Here is a 22,512-nt window from a genome sequence, read left to right on the forward strand (position 1 = left end):
GTTTTTGACGTCAGTAATGATCTCGACGGAGTTTCGGATGGAGTCGAAGAGGCTCTCAGCGGATGTGGCGCCGGTGAGATGGGCCGCGCCTTCTGGATCGACGATGAAGGCGGCCATGTGCTCGTGGAAGATAGCGCCCTCCTGAATGGAGAAGCTTCGGGTCGCCATAATCGACATATCCCAAAAACATTCGTGCTTCGGTCTCGGCTGTTCCCAATGCCTGCATGAAGATGCGGAAGCGCTCCCAATCCCTCGGCGCGTCTGGTCGCACCCTTTCCTCAGCGCTCAGCCCATCCATGCCAGCCTTGAGCCAGCGCCTGATGTTGAGGTCCTCATCGGCGTCGATCTTATCTGGGTCGATCTCTCTCATGAGGGCGAGGATTTGCCGGGCCTTCTCCGCCATCTCAGTGCCTGGCAGGCTGTGCCGCTTCTTAGCGATCAGGGTATGGTAGCCCTTAATCAGATCCCGCGTCTTGCTCGATGCCTGCATGGCAGTTCGAATTCGTGCGCGCACATCGTCGGCGAGAATGGGGATGAGATCGCCATCCTTTAGATATCGGGCCTCGACGTTTTTGAACTGGCGGATCTCGTCCGGGGTATACACCGGCACCTTCGCTGAAGACCGATATCGGATCTCCCGCGGAAAGGACGCAGAGGTCGTGACGACCGTGACCTTCCCCTTGGATCCATCCCGACTTTGGGTGAAATCCAACAACCGAGGTCCGGACGAAGACGATGTTGTGAATTGAGCTTCCAGAAAATCCAGCGAGGCGTCTGCGCCGCCGCCCTGTAACTTCGCTGCTAGGAGCTTAGCCCGAGCCGAGATCGCTCCAAGACCATTCGCATCTGACAGACATCGCAGTAGCGACGATACAAGGCCGATACCTGCACAATCCCCAATGATGGCGACCCGCTGAGGTGCGACGTTGGACGCCAGAATCGTATGGATAGCGTTGGTGTCAGGTCCGACGACAATCAGGCGACCTGGCCCAATCTTATCAGCCAGTTCCTTGTGGTGGCATGTCGGAATGCCGATCGAAGTGACTTCCGCGGCCGTTGAGAAAAGCAGGGCGATTTCAGATCGCGGGAAGGAGATCAGGGTGTCTTGTCGATTCCATTCCTTCTTGGCCAACAGCTTCCGAAGCGTGTGCGAAACGGGGGTGTCGGTCTGCCACTCCTGAAGTCTCTTAAGGGCGGTATCTCGGAACTGCTCGGCCTGCCCGACAGCTATGCCAGACCTGCTGCATGTTGCGGTCAGCGCGTAGATTTCCTGCTTGGGGTGAAATGTCTTCAGGACTTCGCGATTTTCGTCGGAGTCCTCCTCCCAGAGCAATTTCGCGGAATGTTCGGCTTCGGCTAGACCCAGAGGCATGGATGCGGCACGGTGCAAAGCGTCCAATGCGCGCCGCGCCGTCCTGTACCCATCGAGGACCGTGGCCTCACGTAAACGGCGCCCGATGTCGAGCACTGACCGTCTCAGCGGGGTGAGGGTCGCGTCCTTGATGTCGGCATCGTAGATAGAGACACCTCCCTCCGGGATTGCGTGCCGCGGCCCAAGAGGGTCGTGTTTCGGCGAGTAGATGGCTTGCCGGAGATGAACCGGGCGGCCCAGCTTGATGTTATGGGCCTTCAGCATGCCCTCCGCCTTGCGGAGGGCATGGACGTCGTTCGAGAAGAAGATGACCGGGGGGCGCCTGCCTGGTGCCGCAGCCAGACTGACTAGAAGATCGTTCAGTCCCTGTTCCCAGGTATCTCGAATTGGTCGCAGAATATTGGAGTGTAGGTTGACCAAGACCGCAAAGAGGCCATGGTCAGCAAATCGCCGGGTTGAAATCAAGGTCCTCTGTAGCGTCGCCTTGTCGCTGAGAGGGAGGCCGAACACGCAATGCGGAGCAAGGCTAGGGTCGCCGAGCTTGGGGAAATGTTGGGCGAGGGTATCGCCATTCTTCTTATTAGGCCTCGCGCGCGTGAAGCGGATCACCCGTCGCAAGATCTGACCCGGCTCCGGCTTGTACGAGCCTTTACCCGAAAATCGCGTCTTCGAATCCTGCACGGCGGGATCCCAGGAGAATGCGATCGTCGTCTCTCGTAATGACGGGCTTTCGTTGGATTTGCGACCGCCTTCAGTCTCCAGAAGCGCGCCCACCAACATGGAAACCCTTGCCGCAGTGTAATGCTCAAGGCCGTCGTTACCGCAGATCGAGTTGTCCAGTTGCCCAGACGCGACCTGCCTACCCAGGGCCTGTAGTGACACGGGATCTACGAGATATCCGAGCGTCGGCGCCATAGAACCTTCACTAGTCTCCGTTCCCGCCCTCCATGGCCACATCCCCAGTGTGCAATAACTGTAGCGGCCGCTGGCTTCTGCTTCCCGCAAGGCAATGGCAACTGCGACAGAACCATCGCAGCACCGTTCTGGCCAGGAAAGCATGCTGCGATCTCTTCCGTCTTTGGCCGCCGCCAAGATCAGATTTACTATCGAAAGGCTGGCCTCCGGCCGTTTCCAGTCCTTGGCGTCGTCGGAGCGTGATGCATACCGAATCGCGACAGGTTTAATGCTCAAAGGGCGACTAATTTCCTCCAGTTTTTTCCTTGCACTGGAGGCGTTCAGCAGCTCGCGCTTACGAGCGGCCTGAGCCGCTTCGGCCTCGGCTCCATGAGTGTTCTTGGAGTCGGGCGCTTGCGGAGGGCGGGGCATTTATTCTCCTGGCCTGGAGCAACATTACGATCAAATTACAAAAATTTGTCAACCTCTCGATCATGCTTCAGCTCTTATGGATTTTGATCGGAGGGGGGCGCCAAGGCTAAGCTATGACTCACACCGATGAGCATCGGCGGCTCACCCCGTCCGAGCCGACGCCGTTCGCTGGGACTTTACCGTTGAGGAGTTTCGTGGGCCGGAGCGTCGCAGGAACTGGCCTCGCGGGCGGGCTTTTGGGAACTGTTGACGAATTGCGACCACGCAGCCCACAGAAGTGTTCGCTCTGGAAGTGCCGATTTCGGGCGAGTGGTATTCCAATCAGAGCAAGTACCTACCGCGATGAAACGGGCCTTTGACCTCGATTTTGAGTTCCGGACTAAATCGGCCAAGTCATGAGGTCCGGAGAGAAGTGGCCTCCGGAGAGTGATTTTCGGGCGTCTCCGCGTCGGGCTCAACAAGTCTGCCCCGAAAACCCCAGGAAGCCTGCCACTGAGAGGGCCGGTCGGTCAGGTGGAGAGTACTGCTCGCATGTGAACTGGCGGAGGCGGTGCGACTCGGCATAAGCGGTCTCCAGGCTGGAGCCTTGGAGACCGGCGGCCGCCGGAGCCTCGCCGCCGAGGTGCGCCAGCGTTTCCCTTGAGTCCCATCCGCCTTTCCGGATATGTTGCCGGAAATCAAGTTGGGGCGTCCCATGCCTGTGAAGTCCACACCCAAGCCGCCATCCGCCGTCGCTGAGCACCGTCGTCGCCTGCGCTCCCGCGGCCTGCAGCGCATCGAGGTGCAAGTGCGCGGCGAGGATGCGCCTCTCGTCCGAGCGGTGGCGGCGGCGCTTACCGACCCCGACCAGGCTGGCGAGGCGCGTGTCCTGCTCCGACGTCGCTTCGGGCCGGTGCCGACGCGCAGCCTGAAAGACTTGCTTGCCGCGGCGCCGCTGGACGACATCGACCTCACCCGGTCCCGCGATACGGGGCGTGCAGTCGACCTTTGACCTGGCTCGTCGACACCAACATCATCTCTGAGATCCGGAAGGGCCCGCGCTGCCATCTTGGCGTCGCCTCCTGGTGGGCAGCGGTCGAGGATCGAGACCTATTTCTCAGCGTCTTGACGCTGGGCGAGATCCGCAGAGGGATCGAGGGCATCCGCCATCGGGATCCGGCGAAGGCAGCCACTCTGGAACGCTGGCTCCGCGACGTTTCCGAGTCCTTCGGAGCGCGCATCATCGGCGTGGATCCGGCGGTGGCCGACGCATGGGGGCGATTGTCAGCCGTACGATCCGTTCCTGTCATTGATGCCCTGCTGGCCGCGACGGCGCAGGTGCACGACCTAGTTCTCGTCACCCGCAATACGACTGATGTCAGCGGGCTCGGAGTGCGGACGTTGAACCCGTTCGACGAAGCGCAGGCGTAGGGCAACCGACCGATGCCGGACCGCACAAATGATCAGCCGCAGGCGAAGCGGCGTCCTGCAAGATCAAAGGCCCAGGTCCGGCCAACGACTGAGTTCTATGTTATCCAGATCGATCGCTGGGATTGGAGCTTCAGCTTCGGCGTGAATCCGAGCCGCAAGCATTTCCCTGAGCCATACTCCGATTATCGCCATCTGGAGGTCCATGGCCGGCTCCTTCGGCCGAAGGCAGCGAAGGCCGAGATGGCTGGCCTCACCTTTCTGCCTCGGTTGAATCTGGACCTCGCAGCCGTGGCGGACCTCCCTTCATCCATGGAGCCGAGAGCTGTTGGGAGTGCTCATGTCCGCGCGGGTGCATTCCAGGGTCTGCTGTCGATGTCGCACGACGTGTTGGCTCCCCTCCTTACAGCTCTGGCTGCAGGACAGCTCCGCTATGTGACGCTGGATGGCGAGCCGCTCTTCCGCGGTCAGGCGACGATTCGCCGCTTCAGCTTCCAGTCTGCCTACGATCCTGATGACCTGCCCGCCGAGGCCGGCCGTGCTCGATAACCCGCCGACAGCCGTGAACGGAGGCGCGCCTCTGACGCGGCGCGAACTATACGACCTCGTTTGGGCGAAGCCGATGATGCACGTCGCGGCCCAGTTCGTTGTGACCGGCACGGGCTTGGCGAAGATCTGTGATCGGTACGCCATCCCCACCCCGCCGCGCGGCTACTGGGCGAAGCTCCAGCACGGGAAGAAGGTGAAACAGGAGCCCTTCGTCGAGGTGGAAGATCCAAGACTGCAGACACTGGTGATCCACGCAGGAGCATGGCGCCTGCCCGATGAGGTACGAGAAGTCATCCAGCACGCGAAGGCGCGCCAGGCGGAACGCCAGCGTCCACCGCCCACTCCACCTGAGAAATCACCAGAGCCGGATATCGCACCCGCGCCGCCGTGGCCGGTCGCGGATGTCCACCCGCTCCTTCGTCGCACCGCGCAAGCGCTGCGGAAGGATAAGCCGAACGCGGACGGAGCGATCCAGGCCACCGGCGAGGGCATGGCCGGCGTCGTCGTTGGCAGGGAGGCCGTCGAGCGTGCGATCTACATTCTCGACGCATTGGTCCGCTCTCTCGTGGAGCGCGGCCTTCCGCCGACCATGGCTGGTGACGGGATGCGCGTTGAACGCGGCAAAGACTCGGCGACGATCGCGACGTCTGAGCGCATCCGGCGTGAGAAGCACATTCCGACGCCCGAGGAACTGGCCGCGGAGGAGCGGCGCAAGAAGCGATTGGAGCGATACTACGCCACGCGTCGAACGTGGGATGGGCCAGCGCCTTTGGATCTCTACGCGCAGGCCTACCCGGCGATCGACACCATCCGGACCGGCGACCTGGTACTGCAGATCCAGGGCTGGGGGGATGGCGTCCGACGGACATGGGCAGACGGCCGAACCCAACGGCTCGACCGAATGGTCGAAGATGTGGCTACCGGGCTCGAGGCGATCCTGGCCGCGCGTCGGCTGCAGCGGGAGGAGCGAGAGGAACGGGAGCGGCGCTACCAGGAAAGGGCGAGGCGTCACGCCTGGGCCCGCCAGCGAGCGGAGCGCGAGAAGAAGCGCGAAGCCTTCCTCGACCAGTTCATGGAGCTGCGACAGGAGGTAGATGCACTGGAGGCGTGGCTCGCGCGGACAGGACCGACGTCCGAGTTGGCGGGATCACACGCCCGCCTGATTGGCTGGGCTACGGCGAGGTTGGAAACGCTCCGCCAGCGCCTCGAACCCGACCAGATCAGTGCGGCGCTCGATGCGGACAAGCTCTTTCCGGAACCCGACGAACTACACGACGATCTGGGCGAGCCCGATGAGCCGTTAAGCTGGCGGTGACTGAAGCTATTGCGAAGACCCTCCGGATGACCCAGAGCTAGACAGCGCATTTGCGTTGCAAGACGGGATTTCAGTTCTCGATACAGCTCGCTGGGATCTGTCATTCTCGCACGCAATCGATTCGGGGATCCCGACGCCGTATGTCCGCTTCCGTCCTACCAGCCGCCCGGAGCGCATCTAGCGAATGAAATGCGCTGGGTTTCAAACCGTTGCTCCCGCGTCGACGCTGTAAACAGGGCGGTGCCCACCACAGGATCAGTATCGACACGCCAGGCTGCGCGGCCGATCCGCGCCCACGAGGGGACCGTCATCGCCGAGGCCTCCAACCAGCGCTGGGCCTCCGATGGCTTCGAGATCCCATGCTGGAACGGCGAGATCGTCCGCGTCGCCTTTGCCATCGACACCCACGACCGCGAAATCATGGCCTGGGTCGGGACGTGCGGCGGCGGCATCAGCGGCGAGATGAGGGATTCGAACCGAAGCCACGTTGGCGGGAGCTCGCTCAATTGCGTTCTCGTGCGGGCGGCCAGTTCCCGCTCGACTTCCTCTTTGCCGCAAGCATTGCTGTCCACGACGGCAGGATGGGAAAGGCCCCCTGCCAACACACCCCGCCGGACGCCGGGGTTGCGGTCGTGGGGGCGCTGCCATGGGGGCAGGGCACCCCGGAGAGCCATCCCGATGACCCGAACCACCTCCACCCTCACGGTTGCCCAGCTGCTGGTGCTGACCAACGCCCGGCAGCACCCGGACCTCATGATCCTGCCGTTACCAGCCAGCCTACGCGCGCGCGGTGCTAGCCAGCACCGCCTCCTCGCATCCCTGCTGACACGCGGTCTCGTGGCCGAACAGCCGAACGACGATCCGACGCGCAGCTGGCGCAACGGCGACCAGGGCCAGCACCATGCGCTGCGTCTGACCGAGGCTGGCATTTGCGCCGCCGGGAGCGTGGTCGCGCCCGCAGCACCGATCCCCGAGATGCCAATTGACCAGATTAGCAGGCCACCGGAACCGGGACAGGCTCCTACGCCGCCCACTTCGGCCCAAGGCGCGTCTCGTCCCGGTGGCAAGCTCGGCCAGATCCTGGACGCCGTTGCCGCGGGGCAGGGGGCCACTCTGGTCGATCTGATAGCCCTGACGGGCTGGCAGCCGCACACCACCCGCGCGGCCCTGACTCGGCTCCGCCAGCGCGGCTTCGCCCTGCGCCTGGTCGCGGAGGGCGGGCAGAAAGCTTATCGGCTCACCTCGACAGAGGCGATCTGAGCCCATGCACTACTCTCGCAAGGGCAAGGCTGGCGACCTCGACGTCCAGCTGGCTGCCTTGGATCAGCATGATGTGGCGCAACTCCGCGCCGAATGGCAGCGGCTCTATCGCGCCATCCCCGCCGTCCGGATCAGCCGTGACCTGCTGATCCGTGGCATCGCACATCGGCTGCAGGAGGCTGCCATGGGCGGCCTCTCACCCCGCCTGCAACGCCAGTTGGCTTCTGTTATGGCGGCAAACGGCAAGGAGGGCGGCGGCGCGATTCCGCCGACCACGACCCGCCTCAAACCCGGCACCACCCTCGTCCGGGCCTGGCACGGGCAGACGCACACCATCCAGGTCCTGCCGGATGGCTTCGAGCACCAGGGCCAGCGCTACGCCTCGCTGTCCCACATCGCCAAGGTCATCACCGGCGCCCATTGGTCCGGGCCGCGGTTCTTCGGTCTAGGGGCGCGACCCGCCCCACCGCGCGGTGGTGGGGGAGTGGCCCATGCGCAGTCCCGGTAAGGCAAGCGGCGCGCGTCCCGGCGCGACCAAGTGTTGCGCCATTTACACCCGAAAGTCTTCTGAGGAAGGCTTGGAGCAGGCCTTCAACTCCTTGGACGCTCAGCGCGAGGCCTGTGAGGCCTATATCCGCAGCCAACGTCACGAGGGCTGGGTGCTGGTGCCGACCTTCTACGATGATGGAGGTATTTCCGGCGGCACCCTCGAACGTCCCGCGTTGCGGCAGCTGCTCGCCGACATCCGTACCCGAAAGGTCGACCTCGTGGTGGTCTATAAGGTGGATCGGCTGACCCGGTCGCTGGCCGACTTTGCCAAGATCGTCGACGTCTTCGACGCCCACCAGGCGAGCTTCGTGTCGGTAACCCAGCAGTTCAACACCACCACCAGCATGGGCCGACTCACCCTGAACATGCTGCTCTCCTTTGCCCAGTTCGAGCGAGAGGTCACGGGTGAGCGGATTCGCGACAAGGTCGCCGCCTCCAAACGCAAGGGAATGTGGATGGGGGGCACCGTGCCGCTCGGATACGATGTCCAGGATCGCAAGCTGGTCGTGAATGAGGCCGAAGCCGAAACCGTCCAGCACATCTATCGCCGCTATCTCGAACTGGGGTCTGTGCGGGTGCTGCAGGAGCAGCTGGCCAGTGAGGGCATCCGCAGCAAGCTCCGCCCAGCCGCCATGGCCAAGATGCGTGGGGGACGGCGGCTGGAGCGAGGCGCGCTTTATCTGATCCTGCAGAACCGGCTGTATCGCGGAGAAGTCCATCATCAGGGCAAGAGCTATCCTGGCGAGCATCCCGCCATCATCGATGCGGAGCTGTGGGAGGCGGTGCAGCAGCACCTGGCGGCGAACCGCGCGGCGCAAAGCTCCGGCCGTCGGGCTCAGAACCCGAGTCTACTGGCAGGGCTGGTGCAGGATGAGGCAGGCGGCCGGCTGGTGCCGACGCATGCGGTGAAGGGCGATCGACGGTATCGCTACTACGTCTCGAAGCCGGCCGCGTCCGACGAACAGGAGGTTGATCGCACAGCCATCCGCGTCCCGGCGGGCGATTTGGACCGGGTGGTGGCGGATCGGGTGCGGGAGCTCCTGGCCGATCGTGGCGATGTCTTCCAACTGATCAGCCGCGCCACGACAGACGGCCTGGAGCAGCGGCGGCTCCTCGATGCTGCGGCAAATCTGGCGGGCGCTTGGACAGAGCAGCCAGTCAGCAGCCGGCGGGCAATCCTGCAACGGCTGCTGGCCAAGGTCGTGGTGCAGCCGGAGCAGGTCGAGCTCCATTTGCATCCTGGCCAGCTGACGCAGCTGCTCGCAGGCAAGCCAGACGGCTCGCCAGTAGAGATCGACCCGCCCCCGATCATCATCGCCGTCCCGATCACGCTCAAGCGAGCCGGTCTGGAGATGCGGCTGGTCATCGATGGTGCGGGCTTTGGGCCGGAGCCCGATCGGACCTTGATCCGACTGATTGCCCGCGCTCAGGCGATGCGGGACAGGATGCTGGCCGAGGCCATCGGCATCAATGAATTGGCCCAACGGGAGGGGGTGACCAGCTCCTACGCCTCGCGCATCGTTCGGCTCGGGTTTCTCGCCCCCGACCTCGTCGCGGCTATTCTCGAGGGACGTCAGCCGCTTGGGCTGACTGCGAACAAGCTGATGCAGGACAGCCGTCTGCCGGTTACATGGACTGAGCAGAGAGTCGCCCTCGGATTTCACTGACGCCGCACACGCCTACCGCACGCAAAGAACAGGCTCCGCCAGTCGGCGGGGCCCGTCTCGCTTGTGGCCGGCCGCAATCCAGTACGCACCAGCGCTACTGCCGCACGAGAACGGGTACTACGGAAAAGGGGCCTGTGAGACGGCGGGCCAATCTGGCGCCCGAATCGGGGAGTAAGACCGTCTCTCATGTCAGGTTCGGCGCAAGCCATTCGCGGAAGTCCGCAGGAAACCGCCAGTTTCCGAGGCCAGGGCGGAGAGAAGATAAGAGAGTAAAATCAATAAGATGTGTCTGGCGGAGAGGGTGGGATTCGAACCCACGGTAAGCTTGCACCTACTCCGGTTTTCGAGACCGGCCCAATCGGCCACTCTGGCACCTCTCCGGACCGCGACGCCTATATAAGCCTCTGGCGCCGGGCGCAACGCGGCGTCACGGCGTTGACTCATCCCGTCGCGCCCCCTAGATACCCGGCCTCGGTCCGGGGGGCACCCCGCGGCCGCCCTATCCCTTGGCCGCGCGCCGGCCCGCAGCACGAGAGTTCCGGGGCACCCCCATGACCTACGCAGTGATCCGCACCGGCGGCAAGCAGTACCGCGTGACCCCGAACGCCGTCGTCATCGTCGAAAAGCTCGACGGCGAGCCGGGCACCAGCATCACCTTCCAGGACGTCCTGGCGGTCAGCGGTGAAACCGGCCTGACCATCGGCGCCCCCACCGTCGCCGGCGCCTCGGTGACCGCCACGGTCCTCGAACAGAAGCGCGGTGAGAAGGTGATCATCTTCAAGAAGCGCCGCCGCCAGAACAGCCGCCGCAAGAACGGCCACCGCCAGTACCTGACGGTGCTGCGCGTCACCGCCATCGCCGGCTAAGAGAAGGACCTCCCCCCATGGCACACAAGAAAGCCGGCGGTTCGTCCCGCAACGGTCGCGATTCGGAAAGCAAGCGCCTTGGCGTGAAGCTGTATGGCGGCCAGGTCGTGAAGGCCGGCAACATCATCGTCACGCAGCGTGGCACGCGGATGAAGCCGGGCCGCAACGTTCTCGTCAGCCGCGACCACTCGATCCAGGCGCTGACCGCCGGCGTCGTGAAGTTCGAACGCAAGGCCGACGACCGCGTGCATGTGTCCGTCGACCCGGTGCCGCTCGCCGCTGAGTAAAGTTCCTACGCGCGGCTGACCTATTCAACGGGGGCCGCGTGGCCCCCGTTTTCGTATCTGGTCCCCCACACCCATGAAGTTCCTCGACGAAGCCAAGATCTGGGTCAAAGCGGGTGACGGCGGCGACGGCGTCATCGCCTTCCGGCGTGAAAAATACATCGAATTCGGTGGGCCGGACGGCGGCAATGGCGGCCGTGGCGGGCATATCATCATCACCGCTGTCGATGGGCTGAACACCCTGATCGACTACCGCTACGCGCAGCATTTCAAGGCGCGCAAGGGCGGCAATGGCGCGGGTTCCGACCGGACCGGCGCCGGGTCCGACGACGTCACGCTGAAAGTGCCGGTCGGCACCGTCATCCTGGACGAGGACAAGGAAACCGTCTTGGCCGACCTGACCGAGGTCGGGCAGACCGTGCAGATCTGCCGCGGCGGTGACGGCGGGCACGGCAATGCGCATTTCAAGACCAGCACCAACCGCTCCCCCCGCCGCGCCGACCCGGGCTATCCGGGTGAGGAACGCTGGCTCTGGCTGCGGCTGAAACTGATCGCCGATGCGGGCCTGGTCGGGCTGCCGAATGCCGGCAAATCGACCTTCCTGGCGGCCAGCAGCGCCGCACGGCCAAAGATCGCCGACTACCCCTTCACAACGCTGCATCCGCAATTGGGCGTGGTGCGGCTGTCGGACACGGAAGAATTCGTGCTGGCCGATATCCCGGGCCTGATCGAAGGCGCGCATGAAGGCGCCGGCCTTGGCGACCGCTTTTTAGGGCATGTCGAACGCTGCGCGGTGCTGCTGCACCTGATCGACGGCACCCAGGCCGACCCGGCCGCGGCCTATCGCACCGTGCGCGATGAACTGACCGGCTACGGCGGGGGCCTGGACGAAAAGCCCGAGATCGTGGCGCTGAACAAGACCGATGCCATGACGCCACAGGCGCTGGTCTCGCGGAAAAAGGCGCTGGAGCGGGCCTGTGGCGCGCCGGTGCTGCTGCTGTCGGGCGCGACCGGCGGGGGCGTGCCGCAGGCCCTGCGCGCCCTGGCCGATGCCATCGCGGAACACCGCGGCCGGGCATGACCCCCTCGCTCACCACCGCCCGCCGGATCATCGTCAAGATCGGCTCCGCGCTGATCGTGAACCCGGCGACCGCCGCCCCGCGCGACGCCTGGCTGGCGACGGTCGCCGCCGATATCGCGGCATTGCGGGCGGGCGGGGCGGAGGTGATCGTCGTCTCCTCCGGCGCCATCTCCTTGGCCCGGCGTTCGCTCAACCTGACCGGCCGCACCTTGCGGCTGGAACAGAAGCAGGCCGCCGCCGCCGTTGGCCAGATCCGCCTGGCGGGCGCCTGGCAGACCGCCCTTTCGGCCCATGGCATCGTCGCCGCCCAATTGCTGCTGACCTTGGAGGATAGCGAGGACCGCCGCCGCTACCTCAACGCCCGCGCGACCTTGGGCACCCTGCTCGAACTCGGCTGCGTGCCGGTGATCAACGAGAACGACACCGTCGCCACCGCCGAAATCCGATTTGGCGACAATGACCGCCTGGCCGCGCGCGTGGCCGAAATGGTGCAGGCCGATGCGCTGGTGCTGCTGTCGGACATCGACGGCCTCTATACCGCCGACCCCAAGCGCGACCCGGCCGCCGCCCATATCCCGGTGGTCGAACGCATGACGGAGGACATCATGGCCATGGGGGGCGAACCGCCGCCTGGCTATTCCTCGGGCGGGATGCGGACGAAGTTGATCGCGGCGCGCATTTCCACCAGTGCCGGCTGCGCCATGGCGATCGCCCTGGGCGAAATCTCGCACCCGCTGGTGGCGCTGCGCGACGGTGCCCGCTGCACCTGGTTCCTGCCCGAGGGCGAGGGCCGCAGCGCCCGCAAACGCTGGATCGCGGGCAGCCTGTCGCCCCTGGGCACCATCACCGTCGACGCGGGGGCCGCCCGTGCGCTCGCGGGTGGGCGCAGCCTGTTGCCGGCCGGGGTGCGTGCGGTGACGGGCGATTTCGGCCGTGGCGATCCGGTCAGCGTGCGCGGCCCCGCCGGACAGGAACTCGCCCGCGGCCTGTCGGCCTATGATGCCGAGGCCGCCCGCCTGATCGCCGGCCGCCGCAGTGGAGAGATCGAGGCCATCCTGGGCTGGCGCGGCCGGGATGAGATCATTCACCGGGACGATCTGGTCGTCCTGTAGCGGTTAACCGGCGCCTTACCCCTTCGGCCCCAGAACGGTCCCAGCGCCCGTGTCCGGGCTGCCCGAGGATGGCCGCCATGCCCGATACCTGCACCGCCCCCACGCCGAACCTGTCGCTGGCCGATGAGTTGCGCAGCGCGGTGCGGCTGGAACTGCAACCGATGTTCGCGGACCTGCGGCGTTTCGTCGATCGCCGCATCCTGGAACTCAGCGCCGAACTCCACGCCAGCGTCGAACTGGCGGACATGACGGAGGAAAAACTGTCCCGCGAACTGGCCCAGGTCCACGAACAGATCGCGAGCTTGGTCGCCGCCCCCACCGCCGCCAGCCGAAACAGCGGCATCGAATTGGAAGCCGTGGTGGAGGCGACCGAGACCGCGGCGAACACGATCATGGAAGCGGCCGAGGCCATTTCCGACTGGATCCACGATGGCGGCCGCGACCCTGCCTCGATCCAGGCGCTGGCCAGCCGGGTCAATGCGATCTTTGAGGCCTGCAGTTTCCAGGATGTGACCGGCCAGCGCATCCGTCGCGCCATCCAGCATTTGCAGCATGTCGAGACGATGCTTGAAAAATTCCTGCCCGCCGGATCGCTGGCCGATGCGCCGGCCAAACTGGTCGTGCCGACGCAGCGCCATACGATGGGGCCGGCGGCGGCGGCCAGCAGCGACCTGGCCCAGAATGATATCGACGCGCTGTTGAATTTCTGACGGCTATTCCCGCACCACATAGGTGAAGAGCCGCACCCTGCCATCGGGCTGGACCTCGCGGAACAGGCCCTGGATTTCCGTCTCGAAGCCCGGAAAATGGTTTGATACGCCCTCAAAAGCCTTCAGGTAGGCGATCATGGGTGCGGCCTGGTCCGTCAGTCGTTCGCCCGGGATGATGGTCGCGATGCCGGGCGGATAGACCAGCCACAGGGTCGCCGCGATGCGTCCAGGCGTTTCGTCCAGCGGGATATAATCCACCCGGTTGCGCACCATCTCGCGCACCGCCTCATGCGCCGGCATGGCGACATCGGGGAAATGTTCGCGGCGGAACTGGGCCGCCTGCAAGGCCCGCATGTCATGGCCGCGGAAATACCCGTGCATCGCGGCGCAGAGGTCGCGCAACCGCATCGTGCCATAGCGCTCCGGCCGCTTGGCGACGAAGTCGGGGATCACATCCTCCAGCAGCGCATTCGCATCATGCAGCTTCTTGAAGGTGACCAGATGCGCCAGCAGGGTGCCGGCCTTGCTGCTTTCCACGCCGGGGGTCAGCAGGAACAGCAGGCTGTTGAGGTCGTTCTTCTCGCAGACGATGCGGTTCTGGCGCAGGTATTCGGCGACCACGGGTGCCGGGATGCCGTGGTCGGCATAGGTCCCGGTCGCGGTGTCAAAACCCGGTGTCAGCAGGGTCAGCTTGTTCGGATCGGTCATGGCCCAACCCTGGCCATTGCCGGCGAAACCGTGCCAGCGATCATTGGCGCCAAGTGCCCAGAATGCGGCATCGCTTGCCAGCGCATCGGTCGGCGCGTCTTCCCAGGGCATTTCGCGCCCATCCGACAAGGTCACCTGGCGCGGCACGAAGGGTTCGAAGAACCAGCGGTCGGCGGGCTTGGCTTCCTTCTCCTCGAACTCCCGCTTCGTCAGCCGGATTTTCTTGCGCAACTCGATGCCGAGGCGAATGGTATCGTCCCACAGCACCTCGCCCGAACGCCCCTTCATCATCTGCGCGCCGACATCCAGCGAGGCGAAGAGCGGATAGAAGGGGCTGGTCGAGGCGTGCAGCAGGAACATCTCGTTGAAGCGGCGATGCCCGACGTGGCGGTCCTGTCCCTTGATGTGGTCGTCCTTCACATGGATCTGCGACGCCTGCGAAAAGCTCGCCAACTGCTTGTGCGTGCTCTGCGTGACGATGATGCCCGGCGCATCCGGCCCCAGCCCCGTCAACCCCATGCCGAAGCGGCCGCGGAACAGCGGATGGAATTTCATGAAGCCGGCCCAGGCCTCATCGAACAGGATATAGTCGCAAAGGTGCCCGATGCGGGCCAGGATCATGTCGGCCGAATGGATCGTGCCGTCGTAGGTGCATTGTTCGACGACCGCGGCGCGGAAGGGGCGGGGACGCTTCCAGGCGTCCTTGTCCTTGACCAGCGGATTGTCGCGGATCGCCTCCCGCAGCCGCGTTTCATCAAAAGCGTCTTCCAGCATCGGGCCGATCAACCCATGCGCGTTGCGCGTCGTCTCGACGAAGACAGGCACCGCCTGGCCCAGGAACAGCGCGCCGTGATGCGCCGCCTTGTGGTTGTTGCGGTCGAACAGCACCAGGTCGTCCTCGGCCAGCAAGGCCGACAGCACGATCTTGTTGGATGTCGACGTGCCGTTGAGCACGAAGTAGGTGCGTTCGGCCCCAAAGATCTGCGCCGCTTCCTGCTGCGCCTTCAGCGCCGGGCCTTCATGCGTCAGCAGGTCGCCCAGTTGCAGCACGGAATTGTCCAGGTCGTCGCGGAACACCGCCTGGCCCAGGTGTTCGACGAAGATGCGTCCGATCGGGCTGCGGCTGTAGAACATCCCTCCATTGTGCCCGGGGCAGGTCCACAACATGTTGCCCTGCTCGGCAAAGTCCACGAGCGCGCCGAAGAACGGCGTCTTCAGGCTTTCGGCATATTTGCGCAAGGACGAGACGAGGTTGCGCGCGATGAACTCCGGCGTCTCCTCGGCCAGGAAGATGAAGCCGTCCACATTGTCCAACACATCGACCGGGATATCCTCCAGCCGGTGGCGGCGGACCAGCACGATGATCGGCACATCCAGGCCCCGGCTGCGGATCAGCGCGATCAGCGCCGCCGACTTGCCCTGCATCCCCTTCTTGCCCCAGTCCACCACGACGCAGCCGATCGCCGCATCGGTGCGGATCACCAGCTCCGCATCATCGTCGCGGCGGGCGCGGACGACGCCGTAGCCCAGGCCCTCCACCTCGGCCAGGATCTGCCGCAGCCGGTTTCCTTCGAGGTCGGCCTCGCCCTCGAAGCCTGGGGCGCAGACGAGGAACTTGAAGCGGCGGGCGTATTCCATGGCGTGCATCCCCTTGGGGTCGGTGGGGCACAATCGCCCGTGCCGGGCCGCCGACCAAGGCATGGCCGCCCGGTTTCACGGTGCTGTCACATGCTCAGGGAAACAACGTCATCACGATCTCGAACAGGATCAGCAGCACAATCGCGATCTCCAGCACCTCCGCCCGGCCGCCGTGGGATTCGCTGTACAGCGCCGTATAGGTATCGCGCACGATGTTCAGCTTGCGATCGACCGCGGCGCTGACCGATGGCACGCGGAACAGATCCATCGCGGCCGCATAGACGCGGGCGAGGTAGACGTCCTCCGTCACCTGCAGCGCATTGTCCACGCGTTCGGTGATCTCGGTCACCTCGGCCACCATGCCGTGCAGCCGGCGCGCCAACCTGGCATAGCGCCTGGCCGACCACAGGCTGGCCGAGGCCCGCGTCGCCTCCACGAGGTCGTACATGCGGGGCAGTTCCGCATCGAGCATCTCGTCATAGTAGCGCATCTGCAACAATTGGGCGTTCGCCACCTCCAGCACGTCGGCCACATCGGTTTCGTGGCGCGGTTCGTAGAGGAAGGCACGGTCCCAGGTGACCACCGCCAGGTCGTCCTCAAAGTAGGAAAAGCGTTGCCGCAGCAGCGCCTGGCGCGATCCTTCCGACAGGCGTCGTGTTTCGCCGGACAGCAGCGGGACCAGATCCACCTGCTCCATCAACGCATTGGCCGACAGGGGGCCGCCGAAGTCATGCACCACGGCCAGCAGATAATCCTCCTCCAGCGGCGTCGCGACGGGCCGGTCCAGTGCCTCGCCCAGCACCGCGCCGACGGTGTTCAGCATCTCCTGCCAGGGGGTGCCGGTGGCGGCGGTGCCCAGGCGGGTGTCCATCGCATTGACCAGCGCCTCGAAATCCACCCAGGCCATGTCCTCCGCGGGCACCTGCAAGGCGAAGGCGGCGGTGCCGAAGTCATACAGGCGCACGCTGGCGGTCGCGTTCACGCGGCGGTCGCCCAGTGCCAGCAGCACCGGTTCCAGCCGCAGCGCCAAGGGCGCGACACCAAAATTCACCGCCTTGGCGGGGGTGGTGCCGAAGCGCGACCGGCCGCCCTCGCGCTGCGGCTGCCCGGCCCAGATCGCCTCGGCACGGGTCAGGTCGATGGCGTAGCTGACGTCGAACAGGCGCAGCGCCGTCACATGTCCCGAACGGACCATCACCGGTTGCATCGCCGTTCCCCAGAATGTGGGCGGATTATCGCCTGCAATGCGCCCTTTCCCAACCCCGCGCAGGGCGCTACGCAACGCGTCTTGAGGAGACCCCCCGTGGACGCGCTGCCCGAAACCGCCCCCGCCCTGCTGGAAACCGCCGCCCGCGCCGCCCGCGCCGCAGCGACCGTGCTGGCGCGCGCGGGGCGACCGACCAAGGATTCGGCGCTGGCCGCCGCCGCCGCCGCGTTGCGCCGCACCGCCCCGGCGCTGCTGGAGGCCAATGCCGCCGACCTGGCCGCCGCCCCCGAGTTGTCCGGCGCCTTCCGCGACCGGCTGACCCTGACGCCGTCCCGCATCGAGGCGATGGCCGAGGCGCTGGAGGAAATCGCCGCCCTGCCCGACCCCGTCGGGCGCGTGCTGGCGGAATGGACGCGGCCGAATGGGCTGGTGATGCGCCGCGTGGCGCAACCGCTCGGTGTCATCGGCATGATTTTCGAAAGCCGGCCGAATGTCGCGGCCGATGCCGCGGCGCTGTGCCTCAAGGCCGGCAGCGCGGTGATCCTGCGCGGCGGGCGCGAGAGCCTGCATTCGGTGCGCGCCATCCATGCCTGCCTGGCGGAAGGGCTGGAGGTGGCGGGGCTGCCGGCCGCTTGCATCCAGATCGCGCCTTCGGCCGACCGTGCCTTCGTCGGCGCCATGCTGGGGGCCGCGGGGCTGATCGACCTGATCATCCCGCGCGGCGGGAAGGGGCTGGTGAACCGGGTGATGCAGGAAGCGCGCGTGCCTGTGCTCGCCCATGCCGAAGGGCTTTGCCACACCTACATCCACGCCGCCGCCGATCCCGCCATGGCGCGCGCCATCCTGGCGAACGCGAAAATGCGCCGCACCGGCGTCTGTGGCGCGACCGAGACCTTGTTGATCGACGCCGCCATCGCGCCGGGCCTGCTGCCGCTGCTGGTCGCCGACCTCGCGGCCCTCGGCTGCGCCTTCAAGGCCGATGCCCGTGCGCAAAACATCGTCCCGGGCTTGCCCGCGGCGAGTGAGGCGGATTTTGGCACCGAATGGCTGGAGTCCATCCTGTCCATCGCGGTGGTCGATGGGGTGGATAGCGCGCTGGCGCATATCCGCCGGTATGGCAGCGAGCATACCGAGGCGATCGTGACCGAGGATGCGGCGGCCGCCACCGCCTTCCTCGACGGGCTGGATTCCGCCGTGGGCTTGTGGAACGCCAGCACCCAGTTCTGCGACGGCGGCGAATTCGGTTTTGGTGCCGAGATCGGCATCGCCACCGGCCGGCTGCATGCGCGCGGCCCGGTCGGGTTGGAGCAGCTTTGCACCTACCGCTACCAGGTCATCGGCACCGGCCAGATTCGTCCAGGGTGACAGATGCGGTCCTTCCGGCCCACCATTGGGGGCGGGAGGACCAGACCATGACGACGACCCGCCGCGGGCTTGCAGCGCTCGCTCTCCTTGCCGCCACGCCCGCGCAAGCCGCCTGCCCCGACATGGCGGCCGCCGCGCGGGTTGCCGCCGCCCTGATTGCCCGCGAGCCACTGACCGCCCCGATTGCTGGGCTGACCCCGGCCGATGCCGAGTGTTTCCGCGAAGGCGTGGTGGCGCATCTGGCGCAGCCCTGGGGCGATGTCGTCGGCTGGAAGGCCGGGCTGACCAACCCCGCGGCACAACGGCATTTTGGCGTGCCGCACCCGCTGCGCGGCGCGATCTACCATGCCACGATCCGGGCGCGGTCGGGGGATGAGATCCCGGCGCGGTTCGGGTCCATGCCGGTGGTGGAAAGCGACCTGCTGGTGCGGGTGCGCGACGATGCGATCAACGAGGCCGGTAGCGATCCGGTCGCGATCCTGCGGCACCTGGACCAGGTGATCCCCTTCATCGAACTGCCCGACCTGGCATTCGCGCCCGGCGTGCCGCTGGATGCGGCGGCGCTGATCGCGATCAACGTCGGCGCCCGGCTGGGGGTGGTCGGCGACGCGATGCCGGCCGAGGCAACGACGGACTTCGCCGGGCGGCTGGCCAGCATGTCGGTCGTGCTCAGCCAGGATGGGAATGAGCGCGCCCGGGCGCCCGGCACGGTGCTGATGGGGCATCCGCTGAACGTGATCCCATGGCTGGTGCAGGACCTTGCCCGCGTGGGGCGGCGGTTGCGGGCGGGCGAATACATCTCGCTCGGCGGGTTCTCGCCGCAGATCCCGAGCGCCGCCGGGGTTTGGCGCCTGCGCTACGAAGGGCTGGCGGCGACGGCGCCGGAGGTGGTGGTGCGGCTGACCTGATCGACAGGCCCCATCACAAGGACGTGCAGCGACGCGCCGCGCGCCCGGCGCGAGACTGTTGCGCATGCACCCCATTCTTGCGGCCTTCCCCCGCCGATCCCTGACCCTGCACGCCAGCCGCTCACGCATCGGCGCCTGGCTGTTGGCGCTGGCCTTCGTGCTTTTCGGCGTGGGGATCATCGCCTTGCTGGCGATCGAGGTCGGGCCGGGCATCCGCGACGATTTCAAGGTGCGCGACGGCGCCGTGCCTACCGCCCTCGCCCGGCTGGAAAGCGGGCGCTGTTCGGCGAAGCTTGGCCTGTTCCAGTCCTGCGACATCACCGTCTCCGTCCGCGGCAAGGACGGGGTGGTGCGGCGGGAGGTCAGCTACCTGTTCGTCGAGCCGCACATGGGCAACAGGACCACCGAGGCGCTGTTGAACCCGGCGCATCCGACACTGCCGACCACGCGGCTGGGCGTCGATATGCTGATCAACCGGGTGGTGGTGGCGGCCGTCTTCGTCGCCTTCGCGCTGGCGCTGTTCTGGGCCGGGTTTGCCGCGGTCCGGTCGGATCTGCGCCTGCGCCGCCGGGTCGCCGCGATCTCCGGCCGCGCGCTGGAGCCCGAGGCCGTGCGGCTGCGCGCCTTTGCCCAGGGGCCGGCATGGATGATCGAGGATGCCAGGGGCGCCACCGCGACCTGGCCGGTCGGCCGCCGGACCAAGCCATTCATGCTGGACCCCGCCACGGGCCTGATCCTCGCGCTGCGGGCGCCGGGCGGCGAGGCCTTTCCGCTGGACGACCGGCTGCGCAGCGTGGACCTGGCGCCGCCGGAACGCGCCGCCCTTTTGGCGCTGCCGGCCGGCTGACCTTCGGGCGACGGCTTCCGCTCCGGCGGGAAGCCGTGGTTTGCTGGCGCCGCCAAGGGCCACGCAAAGGACGCCGATGACACGCCACGCCGGCCCCTTCCCACGGTGACATCGACATCGGGGCGACTGCCGCCCGGGCCTTGGGGGGACAGGCGGCGACGGCGGATCGGGCTGCTGGGCGGGTCGTTCAACCCCGCCCATGCGGGGCATCTGCACGTCGCGCACTGCGCCGTGCGCGCGCTGCGGCTGGATGAGGTCTGGCTGATGGTGTCGCCCGGCAATCCGTTGAAGCCCAAACGCGGCATGGCGCCGCTTGCCGAACGCCTGGCCAGCGCCAGGCGGATCGCCGATGGCCGGCGGGTCAAGGCGACGGCGATCGAGGCGGGGCTGGGCACGCGCTTCAGCGCCGATACGCTGGCCCTGCTGGCAAAGCGTTTTCCGCGGGCGTCGTTCGTCTTCCTCGTGGGCGCCGACAACCTGGAGCAATTGCCGCGCTGGCGGCGCTGGCGGGCGATGCTGCGGGCTACGCGCCTGGCGGTGCTGCCGCGCCCGGGTTTTACGCGGCGCGCGCTGCGGGGGGCTGCGGCGGCGGTGCTGGCGCCGTATCGCCGTCGACCTGGGGCGCTGTGGGACGCGGCGGCGGGCCGTGGCCATGCGCCCTGGTGTGTCGTGCCGGCGCGGGAACACCCGGCCTCGGCCACCGCGATTCGCGTGGCGGTGGCGCGCGGCGCCGCACCGGCCTAGAAGGCGCGTCACCAGGGCACGGAGACGGCGTTATTGCCGTGACGCCGCCAGATCCACCGACAGCGCCACGCGCCGACAAAAAGACAGGAGGCGATCATCGCCCGCACGCCGAAGGACGACGACACGCAGGCCAAGCCCGCGAAGACTGCCACGACCAAGCCGGTGGCCCGCAAGGTTGCCGCGCCGAAGGTTGCCGCCAAGCCCGCCCCGAAGGCGGCAGCGCCAAAACCCGCGAAGAGGGCGGCTGCCAAGCCAGTGAAGCCCGTCGCGGCGAAAGCCGCGCCCAAGACCGCCGCGGCGAAAGCCGCGCCCAAGGCTGCCGCGGTGAAGGCTGCGCCCAAGACCGCCGCGGTGAAGGCTGCGCCCAAGGCCGTCGCGGCGAAGGCCGCGCCCAAGGCTGCCGCGGCGAAGGCTGCGCCCAAGGCTGCCGCGGCGAAGGCTGCGCCCAAGGCCGTCGCGGTGAAGGCTGCGCCCAAGACCGCCGCGGCGAAGGCCGCGCCAAAGACCACCGCGGCGAAGGCTGCGCCCAAGGCCGCAAAGACGGTGGCCGCAAAGCCGGCGAAGCCCGCGCCCAAGGCAGCCGCGCCCAAGGCCGCCAAGACCGTCGCGGCCAAGCCAAAAGGCGCCGCGACCAAGAAGGTCGACCCCACCGCCGGCCCCGTCACCACCCCCGCCCGCCGCGCCAAGCGCCAAAAGGTCCCGGCCCCGCTGCTGGAACGCCTGGTCCTGGCCGCCGTCGAAAGCCTGGAAAGCGACAAGGCGGAAAACGTCGTGGTGCTGGACATCGCCACCCGGTCGTCCTTCGCCGATCGCATGATCATCGCGACCGGCCTGGCCGACCGCCAGATCAACGCGATGGCGACCCATGTCTGCGACGCGCTGGAGGATCTGGGCGTCCGTCGCATCCGGACCGAGGCCTCGCCCGACTGGGTGCTGCTGGATGCCGGCGACATCGTGCTGCACCTGTTCAAGCCCGAAGCCCGCGCGACCTATGCGCTGGAACGCATGTGGGGCCCCGACAGCCCGCCCGGCGGCGATGCCGGCCCCGCACCCGCCCCGATCGCGGCGGAGAGCGACGACGAAGCCTAGGCTTCTCCTGGCGGTCGGCCGGCTGCGGGCGGGGCCGGAAGCGGCCCTGTTCGACACCATGGCGGCACGCCTGCGCCCCGCCCTGCGGGTCCAGGAAATCGCCGAGGCCCGCGGCAGCCAGGCGGAGGTCCGCCGCCGCGAAGGGCAGGGGCTGCTGGCCGCGATTCCCGACGGGGCGCTGGTCGTGGCGCTGGACCTGGGCGGCGCCGCCCCGGACAGCGAGGCCCTGGCCGCCCTGACCGATCGCTGGGACCAGACCGGCCGCGCCATCGCCTATGTCATCGGCGGCGCGGAGGGGCTGGATCCGGCGGTTCTCGCACGGGCGGACCACCGCCTGTCGCTGGGCCCGCTGACCTGGCCGCATTTCTGGGTGCGCGCGATGCTCGCGGAACAGTTGTATCGCGCACAATGTATTCGTGCAGGACACCCTTATCATCGCGCATGGCGCCCGGCATAATTCCGCCGCCATGTCGTCGCACGACGTCTTTAACGCCCGATAACAACCGAA

The 22,512-nt window shown here is 66.8% G+C and carries 22 protein-coding genes, 1 tRNA gene and 1 pseudogene; 19 read left to right on the forward strand and 5 right to left on the reverse strand.

The genetic code is table 11. From position 1 onward, the window contains the following. Positions 1 to 55 precede the first annotated feature (55 nt). Positions 56 to 2,698, reverse strand: a complete 2,643-nt coding sequence (locus ACQW02_RS26750; RefSeq protein ID WP_431282962.1) for a hypothetical protein — start codon at positions 2,696 to 2,698, stop codon at positions 56 to 58. A gap of 694 nt (positions 2,699 to 3,392) precedes the next feature. Here ACQW02_RS26750 and ACQW02_RS26755 point away from each other — a divergent pair. The 8 genes and pseudogenes from ACQW02_RS26755 to ACQW02_RS26790 all read left to right on the forward strand — a co-directional run bounded on the left by ACQW02_RS26755 (position 3,393) and on the right by ACQW02_RS26790 (position 9,445). Further along, positions 3,393 to 3,689, forward strand: coding sequence for a hypothetical protein (locus tag ACQW02_RS26755; RefSeq protein WP_431282963.1), 297 nt, complete (start codon positions 3,393 to 3,395; stop codon positions 3,687 to 3,689). Further along, complete coding sequence (locus ACQW02_RS26760) at positions 3,686 to 4,108, forward strand: type II toxin-antitoxin system VapC family toxin (protein ID WP_431282964.1); 423 nt, start codon at positions 3,686 to 3,688, stop codon at positions 4,106 to 4,108. Before ACQW02_RS26755 ends, ACQW02_RS26760 begins: the two co-directional genes overlap by 4 nt. A 12-nt stretch (positions 4,109 to 4,120) precedes the next feature. After that, positions 4,121 to 4,654: a hypothetical protein gene (locus ACQW02_RS26765; protein ID WP_431282965.1), complete on the forward strand. Its 534-nt coding sequence runs from the start codon at positions 4,121 to 4,123 to the stop codon at positions 4,652 to 4,654. Positions 4,655 to 4,727: 73 nt separating this feature from the next. Then, positions 4,728 to 5,969, forward strand: coding sequence for a hypothetical protein (locus tag ACQW02_RS26770; protein WP_431282966.1), 1,242 nt, complete (start codon positions 4,728 to 4,730; stop codon positions 5,967 to 5,969). A 285-nt stretch (positions 5,970 to 6,254) separates the two neighbouring features. Next, positions 6,255 to 6,434: pseudogene (locus ACQW02_RS26775) on the forward strand (IS3 family transposase); the annotation flags it as partial. A gap of 213 nt (positions 6,435 to 6,647) precedes the next feature. Then, positions 6,648 to 7,229 (forward strand): DUF3489 domain-containing protein, encoded by a 582-nt coding sequence (locus ACQW02_RS26780; RefSeq protein WP_431285975.1) that lies wholly within the window; start codon positions 6,648 to 6,650, stop codon positions 7,227 to 7,229. Between the two features lie 4 nt (positions 7,230 to 7,233). Further along, on the forward strand, positions 7,234 to 7,737 hold the full coding sequence (locus tag ACQW02_RS26785; RefSeq protein WP_431282967.1) for a DUF2924 domain-containing protein: 504 nt from the start codon (positions 7,234 to 7,236) through the stop codon (positions 7,735 to 7,737). Further along, positions 7,721 to 9,445 carry a recombinase family protein gene (locus ACQW02_RS26790; protein WP_431282968.1) on the forward strand — a complete coding sequence of 575 codons (1,725 nt, stop codon included), beginning with the start codon at positions 7,721 to 7,723 and terminating at the stop codon, positions 9,443 to 9,445. Before ACQW02_RS26785 ends, ACQW02_RS26790 begins: the two co-directional genes overlap by 17 nt. Before the next feature lie 290 nt (positions 9,446 to 9,735). On the opposite strand, the gene ACQW02_RS26795 is transcribed toward ACQW02_RS26790, so the two are convergent. Then, positions 9,736 to 9,825: transfer RNA gene (locus ACQW02_RS26795), tRNA-Ser, on the reverse strand. Between the two features lie 171 nt (positions 9,826 to 9,996). Between ACQW02_RS26795 and rplU the strand changes: the two genes are divergently transcribed. From rplU to ACQW02_RS26820, 5 genes are all read left to right on the forward strand, one after another. Beyond that, complete coding sequence (gene rplU, locus ACQW02_RS26800; protein WP_431282969.1) at positions 9,997 to 10,311, forward strand: 50S ribosomal protein L21; 315 nt, start codon at positions 9,997 to 9,999, stop codon at positions 10,309 to 10,311. Positions 10,312 to 10,328: 17 nt separating this feature from the next. Further along, entirely contained in the window at positions 10,329 to 10,598 is a 270-nt protein-coding gene (gene rpmA, locus ACQW02_RS26805; RefSeq protein WP_431282970.1) for a 50S ribosomal protein L27, read from the forward strand. Positions 10,599 to 10,671: 73 nt separating this feature from the next. Beyond that, entirely contained in the window at positions 10,672 to 11,676 is a 1,005-nt protein-coding gene (gene obgE / locus ACQW02_RS26810; RefSeq protein WP_431282971.1) for a GTPase ObgE, read from the forward strand. Then, on the forward strand, positions 11,673 to 12,788 hold the full coding sequence (gene proB, locus ACQW02_RS26815) for a glutamate 5-kinase (protein ID WP_431282972.1): 1,116 nt from the start codon (positions 11,673 to 11,675) through the stop codon (positions 12,786 to 12,788). The genes obgE and proB overlap by 4 nt, the downstream gene beginning before the upstream one ends. A gap of 77 nt (positions 12,789 to 12,865) precedes the next feature. Beyond that, entirely contained in the window at positions 12,866 to 13,498 is a 633-nt protein-coding gene (locus ACQW02_RS26820; protein ID WP_431282973.1) for a protein phosphatase CheZ, read from the forward strand. A 3-nt stretch (positions 13,499 to 13,501) separates the two neighbouring features. Here the strand turns inward: ACQW02_RS26820 and ACQW02_RS26825 are convergent, their stop codons facing one another. Next, positions 13,502 to 15,844, reverse strand: coding sequence for an Orn/Lys/Arg decarboxylase N-terminal domain-containing protein (locus ACQW02_RS26825; RefSeq protein WP_431282974.1), 2,343 nt, complete (start codon positions 15,842 to 15,844; stop codon positions 13,502 to 13,504). Positions 15,845 to 15,938: 94 nt separating this feature from the next. Further along, a complete protein-coding gene (locus tag ACQW02_RS26830) occupies positions 15,939 to 17,051 on the reverse strand; it encodes a hypothetical protein (protein WP_431282975.1) in 1,113 nt (370 codons plus the stop codon). A 105-nt stretch (positions 17,052 to 17,156) separates the two neighbouring features. Between ACQW02_RS26830 and ACQW02_RS26835 the strand changes: the two genes are divergently transcribed. The 4 genes from ACQW02_RS26835 to ACQW02_RS26850 all read left to right on the forward strand — a co-directional run bounded on the left by ACQW02_RS26835 (position 17,157) and on the right by ACQW02_RS26850 (position 20,915). After that, positions 17,157 to 18,416 carry a glutamate-5-semialdehyde dehydrogenase gene (locus tag ACQW02_RS26835; RefSeq protein WP_431285976.1) on the forward strand — a complete coding sequence of 420 codons (1,260 nt, stop codon included), beginning with the start codon at positions 17,157 to 17,159 and terminating at the stop codon, positions 18,414 to 18,416. 47 nt (positions 18,417 to 18,463) lie between these two features. Continuing rightward, positions 18,464 to 19,324, forward strand: a complete 861-nt coding sequence (locus ACQW02_RS26840; RefSeq protein ID WP_431282976.1) for a 2-keto-4-pentenoate hydratase — start codon at positions 18,464 to 18,466, stop codon at positions 19,322 to 19,324. A 64-nt stretch (positions 19,325 to 19,388) separates the two neighbouring features. Then, on the forward strand, positions 19,389 to 20,171 hold the full coding sequence (locus ACQW02_RS26845; RefSeq protein ID WP_431282977.1) for a hypothetical protein: 783 nt from the start codon (positions 19,389 to 19,391) through the stop codon (positions 20,169 to 20,171). A 105-nt stretch (positions 20,172 to 20,276) separates the two neighbouring features. Continuing rightward, positions 20,277 to 20,915 carry a nicotinate-nucleotide adenylyltransferase gene (locus tag ACQW02_RS26850; RefSeq protein WP_431282978.1) on the forward strand — a complete coding sequence of 213 codons (639 nt, stop codon included), beginning with the start codon at positions 20,277 to 20,279 and terminating at the stop codon, positions 20,913 to 20,915. Positions 20,916 to 20,923: 8 nt separating this feature from the next. Here the strand turns inward: ACQW02_RS26850 and ACQW02_RS26855 are convergent, their stop codons facing one another. Further along, complete coding sequence (locus ACQW02_RS26855) at positions 20,924 to 21,490, reverse strand: hypothetical protein (protein WP_431282979.1); 567 nt, start codon at positions 21,488 to 21,490, stop codon at positions 20,924 to 20,926. On the opposite strand from ACQW02_RS26855, the gene rsfS reads away from it, so the two are divergent. Both rsfS and ACQW02_RS26865 read left to right on the forward strand, forming a co-directional pair. Further along, positions 21,459 to 22,004, forward strand: coding sequence for a ribosome silencing factor (rsfS, locus tag ACQW02_RS26860; RefSeq protein ID WP_431282980.1), 546 nt, complete (start codon positions 21,459 to 21,461; stop codon positions 22,002 to 22,004). The two genes, ACQW02_RS26855 and rsfS, sit on opposite strands and share 32 nt — an antisense overlap. 58 nt (positions 22,005 to 22,062) lie before the next feature. Then, positions 22,063 to 22,461, forward strand: a complete 399-nt coding sequence (locus ACQW02_RS26865; protein ID WP_431282981.1) for a 23S rRNA (pseudouridine(1915)-N(3))-methyltransferase RlmH — start codon at positions 22,063 to 22,065, stop codon at positions 22,459 to 22,461. Positions 22,462 to 22,512 lie beyond the last annotated feature (51 nt).

It is taken from the genome of Humitalea sp. 24SJ18S-53, from assembly GCF_050632385.1.
Taxonomy (GTDB): Bacteria; Pseudomonadota; Alphaproteobacteria; order Acetobacterales; family Acetobacteraceae; genus Humitalea.

Excerpts from the sequence above, each read along its gene's own strand:
- ACQW02_RS26750 (WP_431282962.1), bottom strand. The coding sequence starts at position 2,698 with ATGCCCCGCCCTCCGCAAGCGCCCGACTCCAAGAACACTCATGGAGCC.
- ACQW02_RS26755 (WP_431282963.1), top strand. The coding sequence starts at position 3,393 with ATGCCTGTGAAGTCCACACCCAAGCCGCCATCCGCCGTCGCTGAGCAC.
- ACQW02_RS26765 (WP_431282965.1), top strand. The coding sequence starts at position 4,121 with ATGCCGGACCGCACAAATGATCAGCCGCAGGCGAAGCGGCGTCCTGCA.
- ACQW02_RS26770 (WP_431282966.1), top strand. The coding sequence starts at position 4,728 with ATGATGCACGTCGCGGCCCAGTTCGTTGTGACCGGCACGGGCTTGGCG.
- ACQW02_RS26780 (WP_431285975.1), top strand. The coding sequence starts at position 6,648 with ATGACCCGAACCACCTCCACCCTCACGGTTGCCCAGCTGCTGGTGCTG.
- ACQW02_RS26785 (WP_431282967.1), top strand. The coding sequence starts at position 7,234 with ATGCACTACTCTCGCAAGGGCAAGGCTGGCGACCTCGACGTCCAGCTG.
- ACQW02_RS26790 (WP_431282968.1), top strand. The coding sequence starts at position 7,721 with ATGCGCAGTCCCGGTAAGGCAAGCGGCGCGCGTCCCGGCGCGACCAAG.
- rplU (WP_431282969.1), top strand. The coding sequence starts at position 9,997 with ATGACCTACGCAGTGATCCGCACCGGCGGCAAGCAGTACCGCGTGACC.
- rpmA (WP_431282970.1), top strand. The coding sequence starts at position 10,329 with ATGGCACACAAGAAAGCCGGCGGTTCGTCCCGCAACGGTCGCGATTCG.
- obgE (WP_431282971.1), top strand. The coding sequence starts at position 10,672 with ATGAAGTTCCTCGACGAAGCCAAGATCTGGGTCAAAGCGGGTGACGGC.
- proB (WP_431282972.1), top strand. The coding sequence starts at position 11,673 with ATGACCCCCTCGCTCACCACCGCCCGCCGGATCATCGTCAAGATCGGC.
- ACQW02_RS26820 (WP_431282973.1), top strand. The coding sequence starts at position 12,866 with ATGCCCGATACCTGCACCGCCCCCACGCCGAACCTGTCGCTGGCCGAT.
- ACQW02_RS26825 (WP_431282974.1), bottom strand. The coding sequence starts at position 15,844 with ATGGAATACGCCCGCCGCTTCAAGTTCCTCGTCTGCGCCCCAGGCTTC.
- ACQW02_RS26830 (WP_431282975.1), bottom strand. The coding sequence starts at position 17,051 with ATGCAACCGGTGATGGTCCGTTCGGGACATGTGACGGCGCTGCGCCTG.
- ACQW02_RS26840 (WP_431282976.1), top strand. The coding sequence starts at position 18,464 with ATGACGACGACCCGCCGCGGGCTTGCAGCGCTCGCTCTCCTTGCCGCC.
- ACQW02_RS26845 (WP_431282977.1), top strand. The coding sequence starts at position 19,389 with ATGCACCCCATTCTTGCGGCCTTCCCCCGCCGATCCCTGACCCTGCAC.
- ACQW02_RS26865 (WP_431282981.1), top strand. The coding sequence starts at position 22,063 with ATGGCGGCACGCCTGCGCCCCGCCCTGCGGGTCCAGGAAATCGCCGAG.